Raw genomic sequence first — 13,710 nt, 5'->3', positions numbered from 1 at the left:
TCAATTTTACGCTTTACACCCTGTAAAACGCAGATTACATAGGTTTACCTTAATTTTGCCCCTCAAGCTACCGAAAGCTAAGGTTTTTCTCTACTATGCACGCCTTTATTGGTTAGGTAATTATAAAAACGATGGAAAAACACTCACGTAAAGAAGATTGGGTAGCGATTCTCACTGGCACGTTTTTAGTGGCGTTAGGCGTCTTCTTTTTACAGTCAGCGAACCTGCTTACCGGGGGCACTACTGGCTTGGCTCTGCTTTTGAGTCAATTCTTGCCTGTAACCTTTGGTATTTTGTACTTTGTTGCCAATTGTCCATTCTATTTATTAGCATGGAAACGATTCGGCCGTAGCTTTGCTATTAGCAGTGCGATTTCTGGTGCTTTAGTGTCTGTGTTTGCCGATCATTTATACTTAGTTATCTCGCTAGAAGTTCATAACGAGATCTATTGTGCTGTTGCCGGCGGCTTACTAATGGGCTTAGGTATGCTAATCCTATTCCGTCACCGCTCAAGTCTGGGTGGCTTCAACGTACTGTGCTTGTTTATCCAAGACCGCTACGGTATCTCGGTAGGTAAAACACAAATGGGTATTGATGCATGTATTCTGTTTGCATCGTTCTTCTTCGTGTCACCTTGGGTGATTGCCGTTTCTGTATTAGGCACCGCAGTATTGAACATCGTATTGGCAATGAACCACAAACCAACTCGCTACTCGGTGAATTACGCGTCTTAGAGTTCATTACCTGCTCTGTCGTTGCTGGCACTCGATGCTCAAACTTCTCGCAAGTAGACTCGAGGCACGATATTCCAGCCATCACTAAAACAAAAAAGGCTTTGGGGAGCACTCCAAAGCCTTTTAACAGCCGAATCCTTTAAGGGGAAGAGAATCAAGCCGATTGAAATAAAAACAAGGCTAACCTTCGATCAAAAGAATACGAGTCTCGTAAGGTTGCAAAACTTGATGATGAGACGCCACTAAACTCTCGCTCACTTGATAATTAGACAACAAGCTCTTAGCCTTTGCCATCTCAAAACGTTCAGGTAAAACGCATTCAGCCTCTTCACCATAATAGTTGTTAATGCACAGCAGAGTTTGTCCTTCACTCTCACGAGAGTACGCAAATACCGACGGGTGCTCAGGCAATAGATCTTGATAGCTGCCATCCGTAATCATTGGTACTTGTTTGCGTAACTCAATCAAGCTCTTATAGAAATAAAAAACAGAGTCTTTGTCTTCCAGTGCTTGCTCAGCGTTAATCTCAGAGTAATTATTCGCTACATCAAGCCATGGCTGAGCTTGTGAGAATCCGGCGTAAGGCTCACTATTCCATTGCATTGGTGTACGAGAGTTATCACGAGATTTCTGCGCTAGAATCGCCATCATATCTTGATGAGCCACACCATCACGGTTAACCATGATGTCGTACATATTGGTACTCTCAACATCACGATACTGGCTGATGTCAGTATAGCCAGGGTTGGTCATACCAATCTCTTCACCTTGATAGATATAAGGCGTGCCTTGCATCATGTGCACAGAAGCAGCCAACATCTTGGCCGACTCAACACGATATTGCTGATCATCACCTAAGCGGCTCACGACTCGCGGTTGGTCGTGGTTACACCAAAACAATGCGCCCCAGCCCTTGCCGTTCAAACCCGTTTGCCAATGATTGAAGATCGACTTGAGCTGCAAGAAATCAAACGGCGCATTAGTCCACTTCTCACCATTGGTGTAATCCACCTTAAGGTGGTGGAAGTTAAACACCATCGATAACTCGCTGTTATCAATGTTTGAGTACTGTTGGCAATGCTCGAGTGTCGTTGAAGACATCTCGCCTACTGTCACGCTGCCGTATTTCTGGAATACCGCTTCGCTGATCTCTTTCAGGTATTCGTGCACTCGTGGGCCATCAGTGTAAAAACGACGACCATCACCGATATCATCATTGGGGAAGTCTTGCTGTTTCGAAATCAGGTTGATCACGTCCAAGCGGAAACCATCAACGCCCTTCTCAGCCCAGAAGCTAATGACGTCTTTCACTTCTTCGCGTACAACCGGGTTCTCCCAGTTAAGGTCGGCTTGCTCTTTCGCGAATAGGTGTAGGAAATACTGACCCGTCGCTTCATCCATTTCCCATGCATTACCACCGAACTTAGACTGCCAGTTGGTTGGTGCTTGGCCGTTTACAGGATCTTTCCATATGTAGTAGTCGCGGTATGGGCTGTTTTTATCACCCAATGCTGACTGAAACCACGCATGTTCTGTTGAGGTGTGGTTTACCACGATATCCATCACGATACGAATACCACGTTGGTGCGCTTCAGCCAGCAATAGGTCGAAATCTTCCATGGTGCCGAATTGCGGGTTAATCGCGTAGTAATCTGAAATATCGTAGCCGTTATCGATCATTGGGGATGCGTAAACTGGGGTTAACCAAATGGCATCCACACTCAAGTGTTTAAGATAATCCAGTTTTGAAATGATCCCTTTGATGTCGCCAGTACCTTTACTGCCACTGTCACAAAAGCTCTTTGGGTAGATTTGATAGATGGTTGCGGTTTTCCACCAACTTTCATCATGCTCAGTCATCGCCATCTCTAACACTCACTTACCAGAAAATATAAAATAAAAATCACCATGTGAATCATGGTCGAATAGCCGTTATAACTAAAAGAAAAAGCTATAACTAAGAGAAAAAGCGATGGCTCACTTTGGAGTCATCGCTTATTAAATGCATTACGCGTTGGCGGTTTCTAGTTCGCCTTTCATCTGTGCTCGTTTATAGAAGAACAGTGTTAACGTGACGGGTAGTACAATCGCCACCAGCATCGCAATTAAGTAAACAGACCAATATTGCGGTTGAATCGATAAGATGCCTGGCAAGCCACCAACACCGATACCATTCGCCATCACTCCTGCACTACCACAGATAGCAGCCGCAGCGGCACTGCCAATCATTGCGCTCAGCATTGGGAATTTGTATTTAAGGTTGATGCCGTACATCGCTGGCTCTGTTACACCTAAGTAAGCAGAGATTGCAGCTGGAACCGAGATATCTCGTTCGCCTTCGCGTTTGCTTAAGATGATGATGCCAACAACCGCTGAAGCTTGTGCAATATTTGATAGCGCAATCAAAGGCCAGATTGGTGTGCCGCCTAAGTCTTGCATCAGTTGTAGGTCGACGGCATTGGTTGTGTGGTGAATACCTGTAATAACCAAAGGTGCGTATAGGAAGCCAAAGACTACTGAACCAAGAATCGCAAAGTCACCCGTCATTGCCGCTTTAGCCGCGAATGCCACGCCATCGCCTAACATACGGCCAAATGGGCCAATGAAAGCGTGCGCTAGAATCACAGACAAAATAATCGATACGAACGGCACGACAACAAGGTACAGGTAAGAAGGAACAATACGCTTAAGGTTGGTCTCGATGAAGGCCAGAGCCACACCCGCTAACATCGCAGGGATCACCTGAGCCTGATAACCAACTTTCTCTATCACGAACAAGCCAAAGTCCCACACTTCAGGTACCGATTTACCTATCATGTATGCGTTCATGAGTTGTGGTGAAACTAAGGTCACACCGAGCGTGATACCCAAAATAGGGGTTCCGCCAAGCTTCTTAACCGTAGCCCAACACACGCCAACCGGTAGGAAGAAGAAAATAGCTTCGCCGATCAACCATAAGAAAGAGTGAACGGTTGCCCAGAATTGACTGATTTCAACGAGGGTTTTGCCGTCGAACATGCGAATGTCGCCAATCACATTACGGAAACCAAGAATCAAACCACCTGTAATGATGGCAGGCAGCAGTGGTACGAAAATTTCGGCTAAATGGGAGATACCACGCTCAAGGAAGTTCATGTTTTGACGAGCAGCCAGCTTCGCCTCATCTTTTGATGATGCCTCTTTACCTGTCTGTTCAATCAGAAGTGCGTACACTTCATCAACTTCAGTGCCAATCACAACTTGGAATTGGCCTGCATTAGTAAAACAGCCTTTTACTAGCTTCAGTTTTTCGAGTTCAGCTTTGTTGGCCTGCTCTGTATCGTTCAATACAAAACGCAGTCGAGTCAGACAGTGGCTGACACTCGCAATGTTTTCTTTACCACCGACTAACTCGATAAGACGCGCAACGTCTTGCTTCGCTATCTTACTCATACTACCCCACCCTGGTTTCATTCAATTACTCATCTAAACCATGCAAGCTATAATCACTCAGACTTAGATTTATGGGAACATTCCCAATTACGGTTATTATAATGCCCGTATGAATGATAAATTAAAATGGGAACAATCCCATTAATTGAAAGAGATCACACTCTAATTTTAATCTAAGCCGTTCAATTTCGCTTAATTGAGTGGATTATAGAATAGGAGATTGCGTATGATGAGAGATCTCTGAATTGCCTAAAAGCTGAGAGATCAATAGATTAGCAGCCAACTTACCTGCAGATTGGTAACCAGGATCAATGCTAAATACTCGTGGGAATAAGAAAGAGAGAAGATCATTACCACCAACGCCAGTGACGACCACATCTTCACGTTGTAGTTCTTGCAGACGCTTGATTACACCAAGAGCCAGCGTATCACTGGCACAAACGATCGCTTGAGTCGCGGGAGTTAACACCTCATCCACCAGCTGATAAGCACTTTCGTGATGAAGTTGACCAGTACGATAGTTTGCCACTGAACCTGTGTTTTCACACCAATCGAGATAAGCCTTAAGACGCAGTTCACCGGTTGATTTATCACTAGGATCAACCCCGATAAAGCCAACGTCAGAGATCCCTTGATCCGATAAATGCACCAACGCACTATTGATCACCTGTTGGTTATCATAGTTAATCGACGTCACGTTCTCGGTATCCAGAGCAATCACCACCGCTTTGTGTTCCCAAGCTTCGATTGCCGGAATATCGCAGTCAGTAAAACCAAATACAATAATACCATCAACGTTACGACGCTTTAGAACTTGCAGGTGCTCATTGGCTTTATCTCTATCAAGTTGGCTTTCCATGATCACGACATCGTAATCCGCTCGATACAACTCGGCCAGCATCGTACTTACCGCTTTGTTTTCAGAAGGAGAGTCCAGACGAGAAATGATTACGCCGATGACTTTTTGACTGCCACCGCGCATCGATTGCGCAGATTTTGAAGGCGTGTACCCAGATTCTTGAATTACTCTTTCCACCCTTTCACGGGTTTCAGGTTTCACTTTTGGATCATTGGTCAGAACGCGTGATACGGTTGACTTACCAACACCGGACAGCTTTGCAATATCAAGAATAGTGAGTTTTTTGCTCATAAAAAGTCTAACGTTAAAGGGAAGAGAAGAAAAAGTGAGGGTAGATTCCCTCACTTAACTGTTTGTAAATACTAGCAGTTCTTACTATGACTTACTTTTGGCAATTTCGATAGACTACGCGACCAAGTTCTAGACGCGCATTGTCACCTTTCGTGCGCAAAGTGATGCTGTTAATCATCTCTGAAGTGCCATCATCTAAGATGTATTTGGTTCCTGAGCCCGCTGGAACTTGAGTCAGGCGGTATTCATTATCAGGCAAGCGTAGTACCGCTTTTTCATTATCAAGATAAGACACATCAAACGAGACGTCAGACTCACATTGATAAGTCGCGAATTGATCATTCGATGTTGCGCTATCAGTCTCAGGGGCTGCTGATTTAGAGCACCCAACCAATGCTACTGTACATAGAGATGCTACCAACATAGCTTTCATACTTCGTTCCTCATCTTTATATAGTCAACGACACTTAGCCTATTCACAGGTTCGAACAAACCTAATGTAAGTGCCTAATGATAGGTCCATACCTTAGTGATAAATAAAACGTTTAGCCTTTTAAGAAAGCGGGTACGTCTTTAATGCTATCAAGTACCACGCTAGCCAACGCTTCACCTTTTTCAGTGATGGGTTTACCCGTTCTTACCAAGACTTTAGTACCAACACCTGCTGCTTCTGCAGCCATCATGTCTTCCGCTTTATCGCCGATCATGACCGAGTTAGCCATATCAATCTTCAGAAAGTCACGAGCAGAAATGAACATGCCTGGCTTTGGCTTACGACATTCACAATCTTGCTTGTAGTCACCAATACCGTGCTCAGCGTGGTGAGGACAGTAATAAATGCCATCGAGCTCGACACCATTATCAACAAAGTTCCAATCCATCCACTGCGTTAAAGAAAGAAAACGGTCTTCACTAAACATGCCGCGAGCAATACCAGATTGGTTGGTCACTAGCACCAATAAATAACCCATATCTTTAAACGCTTTCGCCGCTTCAAACACACCATCGATGTATTCAAAGTCATGCTCATCATGTACGTAGCCGTGATCAACGTTAATCACTCCATCACGATCTAAAAAAACAGCAGGTTTAGACAAAATTTTGTTCTCTATCAACTCTCTATTAATCATTAATTATTACACGCTTTATTTGCTTCATCACTATCTATTTAGTTTTGCGTTCGTTAACGATTTGTTTCTAGCTTAGCCATACAATCGACGTTTAGCCGTCTAGACGTAAAAATATCTATTGACTTAGATCATAGAACACCATAGCATCGTCTGTAAATCGAGCGAGCTATCGACATATTATTCTGTTCTACCTGCACGGGTTTCTCTATGATTAAAGTGAATCAAGTCAATAAGGTTTTTTATCAAGGCACTAAAGAAATCAATGCCTTAATTGATATCAACCTCCACATTCCTCAAGGTCAAATCTTTGGAGTCATCGGCTCTTCAGGTGCAGGCAAAAGTACCCTAATCCGCTGTGTAAATATGTTGGAAGCCCCGACTTCGGGTGAAGTGATTGTTGATGGTATCGACCTAACAAAACTCAGCAAATCAGAGCTTAGCGAAGCGCGCCGTAACATCGGCATGATATTCCAGCACTTCAACCTGCTGTCTTCTCGTACTGTATTTAACAATGTAGCACTGCCTCTAGAACTTGCTGGTAAAGATAAAGCGATTATTGAAGCGAAAGTCAGCGAGTTACTTGAACTGGTTGGCCTTGCTGATAAGCGTGACACCTACCCGGCAAACCTAAGTGGTGGTCAAAAGCAGCGTGTGGCGATTGCTCGCGCACTGGCCTCTGACCCGAAAGTACTGCTATGTGATGAAGCCACCAGCGCATTGGATCCAGCAACAACTCAATCTATCCTTGAGCTGCTGCGTGAAATCAACCGCAAGCTGAACATCACTATCCTGCTTATTACACACGAGATGGATGTGGTTAAAAGCATTTGTCACGAGGTTGCGATCATTGGCGGCGGTGAATTGGTAGAGAAAGGTACAGTCGGTGACATCTTTGCTCATCCGAAGACAGAGCTAGCGCATCAGTTTATTCGCTCAACGTTGGATCTGACGATCCCTGAAGATTACCAAGCACGTTTGCAAGAGACTCGCGTAAACAGCAGCTACCCGCTGGTGCGTCTTGAGTTTACTGGTGCAACGGTTGATGCTCCGCTAATGACGCAAATCGCACGTAAATTCAATATCGATGTCAGCATCTTAAGTTCTGACCTTGATTACGCCGGTGGCGTGAAGTTCGGCATGATGGTCGCTGAACTGTTCGGTAATGAAGCAGATGATAATGCTGCTATCCAATTCCTACGCGACAACAATGTAAAAGTAGAGGTGCTTGGTTATGTCCTTTAGTTTCAACGAGATTGCTGACTGGATCAGCCTTAACAGTAACCTTCTATTAGGCGCAACAGGCGAAACGCTTTACATGGTTGCTGTTGCAGGCATTGTTGGCTTCGCGGTCGGTATTCCACTAGGCGTGATTCTGCATACGACAAAAAAAGGTGGCCTGTTAGAGAACACCAAAGTAAACAAGATTCTAGGTGCGATTGTGAACGTGGGTCGTTCAGTACCTTTCTTAGTTTTGATGGTTGCGATTATTCCACTGACTAAGATGCTGATTGGTACCTTCATCGGTACAACAGCAGCGATTGTTCCACTGACGATTGGCGCTATCCCATTCGTGGCTCGACTTATCGAAAGTGCACTACTTGAAGTACCAACAGGTCTAGTGGAAGCGGCCCAATCAATGGGCGCAACACCAACACAAATCATCAATAAGGTTCTGCTTCCAGAAGCACTACCGACTATCATCAACTCAGTAACGATTACGCTAGTGACTCTGGTGAGCTACTCAGCAATGGCCGGTACTGTAGGCGGAGGTGGCCTAGGTGATGTCGCGATTCGTTACGGATTCCACCGCTACGATGTGACCATCATGGCTGTGACAGTAGTGATGTTGATTGTGCTGGTACAAATTATTCAATCAATCGGTGATTCATTAGTTCGCCGTGTTGACCACAGATAAAGACTCACACATAAAGAGTAGAGTCGTCTGAACCTAATTAAATAGATTTATTAAAAGGAGATTATTATGAAATTTAACCTTAAAGGTTTACTAACTATCGCAGCAGCAGCTTCAGCGCTAGTTCTAGCAGGTTGTGGCGATAAAGAAGTGGATACTTCTAAAGTAAAAGTTGGCGTAATGGCAGGTGCAGAAGCGCAAGTTGCTGAAGTGGCAGCTAAAGTAGCGAAAGAGAAATACGGCCTAGACGTTGAACTGGTTACTTTCACGGATTACGTAACACCAAACGCAGCTCTAGATGATGGTTCTATCGACATCAACGCATTCCAACACGCACCGTACCTAGATCAGCAAGTGGCTGACCGTGGCTACAAGCTAACTATCGCTGGTAACACGTTTGTTTACCCAATTGCGGGTTACTCTAAAGAAGTGAAATCGGTAGACGAAATCCAAGACGGTGCTCGTATTGCTGTACCAAACGACCCTACAAACCTAGGTCGCTCTCTACTTCTTCTTGAGCAACAAGGTCTTCTTGAACTTCGTGAAGGCGCAGGTCTTCTAGCTACAGTTCGCGACATCGTAGGTAACCCTAAGAACCTAACGATTGTTGAACTAGACGCAGCTCAACTGCCACGTTCTCTTGATGATGTTGCTCTATCTATCATCAACACAACTTACGCGAGCTCTATCAACCTGACTCCACAAAAAGATGGCGTATTCGTTGAAGACAAAGATTCTCCTTACGTAAACCTAATCGTTTCTCGTGAAGACAACCTAAACGCTGAAAACGTACAAAACTTCGTTAAAGCTTACCAAACTGAAGAAGTGTACAACGCAGCTTCTGACATCTTCCAAGGTGGCGTCGTTAAAGGTTGGTAATCAACTAAACGACAGCACTGTATAGATACCCGAAGGGGCTGACATAACGTCAGCCCCTTTTTTAATGATAAAGATTTGCTAGAAAGTAAAGCATCTCAGATTTAAGCGAAACAAAGTCGATTACTTCAGGTGATCCCAAGAGATGTTTGACACCAATCGGCAGTCATCACACTTGAAATAGAAAATATCGTGGATAGGCGCATCTAGCAGCCATTCACCACCACATTGCGGGCATTTGCGCTCTTTTTCATCTTTCAGGCTGATCCCACCGACACGGTATAAGTAGTAGTAGGTTGGAACCTTAGTCAGATACTCAATGCGCCCTCTTAGACCCCAACCGCGTTTAAACAGCACACTCTTCGTGTCACTGATCTCGGTTAGCGTTGCATGTTCCGCGCGACAACCACCACCCATTTGTACTTCATCACAGGCTTGCCATTCGGTCTGCCATTTCAACACGGCTTTATGGTCGCCATTGAAGGTAGGTGGATTGCGATACAAAGGGATTGGTAGCAAGCTATCGCCACTACGCAGCGGTGAACAGGTGTGCACGAATGTCGTGTATAACACCTGCCAGCTTGGTGTTTCATCTTCTGCCACTTCTTCTGAGTTCAGATCTCGACCTAGCAAACGTATTTTAGGCGCTAGTAGGCTCGCGTTAGACAAGCGATCAAAACACACTTTCACAAAGTCTGAGTGATTCCGCGGGTGCAAGCTATCTTGCTCCGGGCACACAACGCGAACATAGAATTCCCCATCGCCCATCACGATTGGGAACTCACGACCTAACACTTGTCCGTTATAACGAAGTGCATCCATTAAGCCATTAACCGCCTTGTCGACAGCGCTTACCGTTGTGTTATCAAAACACTCAAATTGAAGTTCTAGTACGTACATCTATTTATACCGCTGGTTGTAGCTTTTCTAAAAATTCTGCCAATGTCTCGGCGAGCACATCACGATTTTTGGTACCTAAGCGCTCCAAAATCACGTTACCCGTTAGGTTACAGATAGAGATAACATCCAGCTCAGCATCGGTCGCGGCAATGAAAACCGTTGGTTTTAGCTTCAAGCGACGCTGAGTTACTAGGTGACCCAAAATGTTTTCTTGTAGGCATTCGAAGTCTTCATCACTCCAAATCTGTAACAGAGTCAATTCGTTACCATCGAAAGTTGCGTTCATATCTGCGCTGAATTGTGCGCCGTAGAAAGTTTTGATGTCTTCATGCAGAGTCAACTCAATACCGGTTTCAACGTTGGTGAAATCCGCGAATTGCTCACGTGGATAGTGCTTCCACAACACGGCATCGCCACTCTTTTCTTCTACGCATGGCGATACGATGTCCACCAACTCCTCATTACGAGGTAAGCTTTGGTGTTTCTGCTGCCACGCGTCAACGTATCGCTGACTAAAAGAAAGTAGTGCGTCTTGAGCACGTTGAGTCATGAAAATCTCCTAAACACAAAATAATAAATAGAATCCGAGCCCTTTCCGCGCCGATTAAGCGATGACTTAATGACAGGGTAAGGGGGATTCAGTAAAATCGACCCCATTCTAATCGAATTTGAAACGAAAGTATGAGCAAATATTCTGACGCAAAAGAGCTAGCGGGTTTAACCCTTGGCCAAAAAACTGAGTACTCTAACCAATACGATGCAAGTTTATTGCAACCAGTGCCTCGTAGCCTTAATCGCGATGATCTTGCGCTAAACGGCGAGCTGCCTTTTGTTGGTCATGATATTTGGATGATGTACGAGCTTTCGTGGCTAAACACCAATGGTCTACCACAAGTGGCTGTCGGTGAAGTTTTCATCCCAGCAACCAGCCCAAATTTAATTGAATCAAAATCTTTCAAGCTGTACCTAAACAGCTACAACCAGACTCAATTTGAAAACTGGGATCAAGTAACCGAGCGCCTGACCCAAGATTTGTCGGCATGTGCAGGCGAAACGGTGATTGTGAATGTAAACTCAGTAACCGACTACACTAACCAACCTATCGTGACGATGGAAGGTGACTGTATCGACAACCAAGACATCCAAATCACTAGCTACGACTTTGAAGCGTCGCTGCTTGAAGGCGCTGCTGGCGAACAAGACGTTGAAGAAACACTGCACAGCCACCTATTGAAGTCGAACTGTTTGATCACCAATCAACCGGATTGGGGCAGCGTTGAGATCGCATATTCTGGTAAGCAAATTGACCGTGAAGCTCTGCTACGCTATTTAGTTTCTTTCCGTGAGCACAATGAATTCCACGAACAATGTGTTGAGCGTATCTTCACTGACATCATGAAATACTGTGCACCTTCGAAGCTAACTGTGTTCGCACGTTACACACGTCGTGGTGGTCTGGATATCAACCCATACCGTTCAACAGAGCAAGATAGACCAAGCCACAATAAGCGTATGGCTCGCCAATAATCAGGCGAGAACCACCCACACTTATTTGAACCTACCAAATCTTTAAAGGGACATTGAAATGCGTTGGTTATACGTTGTTAGTCTATTTATTTTAAGCTTAAGCACATCGGTCAATGCGTCGGTTTATTCGTCGGCGCTACTCAATGAAGCCAATAATTTGGTTGAGATCGAGCCGAGCCAAGCAAAACAAATGGCCAACAGCTACCTAACGCTGCGTGTCCTTTCTGATCAACGCGAGAAAAGCCCTTCAGCTATTTCTCGCGAAGAGACAGACTCCTCGATTCGAACACCAAACAGCAGTATCGATGCGTATAAGATCTTAGCCAAAGCGGAATACAACCTTGGCAATATGCGTATTGCGATTCAGCACATCGACAAAGCCTCCGAGCTAGCGCAAACCTATAAGCTTGATTACCTAAAAATAGATCTTCAGATCCTAAAAGTTCGCTTACTTTGGCTGAGTGATAGAAAATCAGCCAAAGCAAAATCAGAGCTCACTAACATTGAAACAAATCTAGAGTCGGTGAATAAAACCTTACGCTTAACGGAAGGCATTACCTATCGCTTGATCATGTTGAAAGCCGACATCGCCTCTTACGACAACAAGATCGATGAAGCCGAAAAGTTCTATCAAGAAGCCAAAACCTATCTCGATCAACGTTACTCTGAAAAAGTCACCATCGACTACCATATCTCCGTCGGCGAGTTTTATCTGACTCACAAAGAGTACAACCACGCGTTATCCGAGTTGTTGTATGGCTACTGGAAATCAGTAGAGGGCAATCTAAGTTCACGTTTGGCCAAGGTCAACCGCCTACTTGCGCAGCTTTTCTTTGAGCGCCAAGTGTTGGATAAAGCGTTAGAACACCTATCTCAAGCCGCTGATTTCTATGACAACTTTGAAAACTCGCCTGTCTTAGCACAAGTGCTTAAGAAAATGGGGGATGTGTACTTCTATCAAGGGAAATATAACCTTGCCTTGGTACACTTCTTCAACGTTCTTGATCACGAAAGCACTGACCGAGATATCCACCAAGTCATTGATATCCGACTAAGTCTATCGGCGACCTACTTACGCCTTTATAACTACCCTCTAGCAGAACAGTACCTAACCCGTGCCCTTGAGCTGCTGGAATATACCGACATTCCAAAGCTGGAAGGCCGTGCTGCACTGTTATCTGCAGGGTTAGCGTATCACCTACAAGAAAGCGAAGACGTGATAAAGCATGCGACACGTGCACTTGAGATCTCACGCCAGATAGAGAACATGCGCCTTTCACAACGCTCGTACTACTTACTTTCTTTGGGTTATGAACAGGCAGGTCGTCCACAGCAAGCATTGGCAAACCTCAAGCAATACAACAGCCTTGTCTCTCTAGAGCAGCAAAAACTCAACCGTGTTGGCGAAGACGCGTTCCGTCAACAGAAAGAATTTGCCGAACAAACCCTGCACTACGCAGGCCAAGCGCAAGAGCTAGAGCAATACAAACTGGAGCATCGTAAGTTCCAAAAAATATCGTTCGCCCTATTCCTGTTCAGCATTGTCTTGTTCTTCTTTGTTCTGCGCCGTGGCTATCTCATTCAAACCTTAGCCAAAGAAGTGGACTCACTGCGCACCGACCTATTTACGCACTCACGTTCAAAGCTTCCGAACTTAAGAATGCTCAATGCGAAGCTCTCTAACTCGCTGGAACAAACCAGCCAGACCTTCGAACAGTGGCAACTTGGCGAATTGATTCATGAGCCACTCAACGACCGCTTACGCTTCGTGATGATTGATTTACCGTTCTTACGCAATATGTACACGCAGAACGGTTACAAAGCCGGTCTAGAACTGGAAGACGCTTTCGGTGAATTCCTAAAATCTAAGCTTGAAGGCCCAGCTCGTGTCTACCACTTCTCGGATGCGAACCTGCTTTATATCGAGCCAAACGCGGACCGTGATTTGTCGCCTGAGGACATGTTCAGAAAGATTCAGTCTTGGGTGAATGACTTCGAAACAGAGCGAAACATCAACCGAACGGTCCGTATGGGCATCGCTGACTACCC

13 protein-coding genes are annotated in these 13,710 nt (G+C 45.0%); 6 read left to right on the top strand and 7 right to left on the bottom strand.

The genetic code is table 11. The features are described from left to right. Positions 1 to 131 precede the first annotated feature (131 nt). Positions 132 to 734 (top strand): YitT family protein, encoded by a 603-nt coding sequence (locus AB4512_RS04615; RefSeq protein WP_017060757.1) that lies wholly within the window; start codon positions 132 to 134, stop codon positions 732 to 734. A 180-nt stretch (positions 735 to 914) separates the two neighbouring features. Here the strand turns inward: AB4512_RS04615 and treC are convergent, their stop codons facing one another. The 5 genes from treC to gmhB all read right to left on the bottom strand — a co-directional run bounded on the left by treC (position 915) and on the right by gmhB (position 6,446). Further along, the gene (gene treC, locus AB4512_RS04610) at positions 915 to 2,600 is read right to left on the bottom strand and encodes an alpha,alpha-phosphotrehalase (RefSeq protein WP_372174538.1); all 1,686 of its coding nucleotides are present in this window, start codon (positions 2,598 to 2,600) and stop codon (positions 915 to 917) included. A gap of 141 nt (positions 2,601 to 2,741) precedes the next feature. Beyond that, positions 2,742 to 4,166, bottom strand: coding sequence for a PTS trehalose transporter subunit IIBC (gene treB, locus AB4512_RS04605; RefSeq protein ID WP_017069492.1), 1,425 nt, complete (start codon positions 4,164 to 4,166; stop codon positions 2,742 to 2,744). 205 nt (positions 4,167 to 4,371) lie between these two features. After that, positions 4,372 to 5,316 carry a trehalose operon repressor TreR gene (gene treR / locus AB4512_RS04600; RefSeq protein WP_017060760.1) on the bottom strand — a complete coding sequence of 315 codons (945 nt, stop codon included), beginning with the start codon at positions 5,314 to 5,316 and terminating at the stop codon, positions 4,372 to 4,374. A gap of 91 nt (positions 5,317 to 5,407) precedes the next feature. Then, entirely contained in the window at positions 5,408 to 5,749 is a 342-nt protein-coding gene (locus AB4512_RS04595; protein ID WP_017060761.1) for an MliC family protein, read from the bottom strand. A 112-nt stretch (positions 5,750 to 5,861) separates the two neighbouring features. Further along, positions 5,862 to 6,446, bottom strand: coding sequence for a D-glycero-beta-D-manno-heptose 1,7-bisphosphate 7-phosphatase (gene gmhB / locus AB4512_RS04590; RefSeq protein ID WP_017060762.1), 585 nt, complete (start codon positions 6,444 to 6,446; stop codon positions 5,862 to 5,864). 207 nt (positions 6,447 to 6,653) lie between these two features. Here gmhB and metN point away from each other — a divergent pair, with 207 nt between their 5' ends. The 3 genes from metN (at position 6,654) to AB4512_RS04575 (ending at position 9,237) form a co-directional block, all read left to right on the top strand. Then, entirely contained in the window at positions 6,654 to 7,688 is a 1,035-nt protein-coding gene (gene metN / locus AB4512_RS04585; RefSeq protein ID WP_017060763.1) for a methionine ABC transporter ATP-binding protein MetN, read from the top strand. After that, positions 7,678 to 8,361, top strand: a complete 684-nt coding sequence (locus AB4512_RS04580; protein ID WP_372098315.1) for a methionine ABC transporter permease — start codon at positions 7,678 to 7,680, stop codon at positions 8,359 to 8,361. Before metN ends, AB4512_RS04580 begins: the two co-directional genes overlap by 11 nt. A gap of 66 nt (positions 8,362 to 8,427) precedes the next feature. Further along, entirely contained in the window at positions 8,428 to 9,237 is an 810-nt protein-coding gene (locus AB4512_RS04575; RefSeq protein ID WP_017060765.1) for a MetQ/NlpA family lipoprotein, read from the top strand. Between the two features lie 120 nt (positions 9,238 to 9,357). Here the strand turns inward: AB4512_RS04575 and AB4512_RS04570 are convergent, their stop codons facing one another. Both AB4512_RS04570 and syd read right to left on the bottom strand, forming a co-directional pair. Continuing rightward, positions 9,358 to 10,134 carry a Zn-ribbon-containing protein gene (locus tag AB4512_RS04570; RefSeq protein ID WP_372174536.1) on the bottom strand — a complete coding sequence of 259 codons (777 nt, stop codon included), beginning with the start codon at positions 10,132 to 10,134 and terminating at the stop codon, positions 9,358 to 9,360. A 4-nt stretch (positions 10,135 to 10,138) separates the two neighbouring features. Beyond that, positions 10,139 to 10,684 carry a SecY-interacting protein gene (syd, locus tag AB4512_RS04565; protein ID WP_050633962.1) on the bottom strand — a complete coding sequence of 182 codons (546 nt, stop codon included), beginning with the start codon at positions 10,682 to 10,684 and terminating at the stop codon, positions 10,139 to 10,141. 131 nt (positions 10,685 to 10,815) lie between these two features. On the opposite strand from syd, the gene queF reads away from it, so the two are divergent. Together queF and AB4512_RS04555 are read left to right on the top strand one after the other, a co-directional pair. Further along, positions 10,816 to 11,661: an NADPH-dependent 7-cyano-7-deazaguanine reductase QueF gene (queF, locus tag AB4512_RS04560; RefSeq protein ID WP_372174534.1), complete on the top strand. Its 846-nt coding sequence runs from the start codon at positions 10,816 to 10,818 to the stop codon at positions 11,659 to 11,661. 58 nt (positions 11,662 to 11,719) lie between these two features. After that, positions 11,720 to 13,710: tetratricopeptide repeat protein (locus AB4512_RS04555; protein ID WP_372174532.1), on the top strand; the 1,991-nt coding region annotated here is incomplete at its 3' end.

This window comes from Vibrio sp. 10N.222.52.B7, assembly GCF_041474275.1.
Lineage (GTDB): Bacteria > Pseudomonadota > Gammaproteobacteria > Enterobacterales > Vibrionaceae > Vibrio > Vibrio crassostreae_C.
Note: the sequence above shows the minus strand (reverse complement) of the source record. Positions and strands in the feature narration are given on the sequence as shown.

Coding starts and splice junctions, on each gene's coding strand:
- AB4512_RS04615 (WP_017060757.1), top strand. CDS start 132: ATGGAAAAACACTCACGTAAAGAAGATTGGGTAGCGATTCTCACTGGC.
- treC (WP_372174538.1), bottom strand. CDS start 2,600: ATGGCGATGACTGAGCATGATGAAAGTTGGTGGAAAACCGCAACCATC.
- treB (WP_017069492.1), bottom strand. CDS start 4,166: ATGAGTAAGATAGCGAAGCAAGACGTTGCGCGTCTTATCGAGTTAGTC.
- treR (WP_017060760.1), bottom strand. CDS start 5,316: ATGAGCAAAAAACTCACTATTCTTGATATTGCAAAGCTGTCCGGTGTT.
- AB4512_RS04595 (WP_017060761.1), bottom strand. CDS start 5,749: ATGAAAGCTATGTTGGTAGCATCTCTATGTACAGTAGCATTGGTTGGG.
- gmhB (WP_017060762.1), bottom strand. CDS start 6,446: ATGATTAATAGAGAGTTGATAGAGAACAAAATTTTGTCTAAACCTGCT.
- metN (WP_017060763.1), top strand. CDS start 6,654: ATGATTAAAGTGAATCAAGTCAATAAGGTTTTTTATCAAGGCACTAAA.
- AB4512_RS04580 (WP_372098315.1), top strand. CDS start 7,678: ATGTCCTTTAGTTTCAACGAGATTGCTGACTGGATCAGCCTTAACAGT.
- AB4512_RS04575 (WP_017060765.1), top strand. CDS start 8,428: ATGAAATTTAACCTTAAAGGTTTACTAACTATCGCAGCAGCAGCTTCA.
- AB4512_RS04570 (WP_372174536.1), bottom strand. CDS start 10,134: ATGTACGTACTAGAACTTCAATTTGAGTGTTTTGATAACACAACGGTA.
- syd (WP_050633962.1), bottom strand. CDS start 10,684: ATGACTCAACGTGCTCAAGACGCACTACTTTCTTTTAGTCAGCGATAC.
- queF (WP_372174534.1), top strand. CDS start 10,816: ATGAGCAAATATTCTGACGCAAAAGAGCTAGCGGGTTTAACCCTTGGC.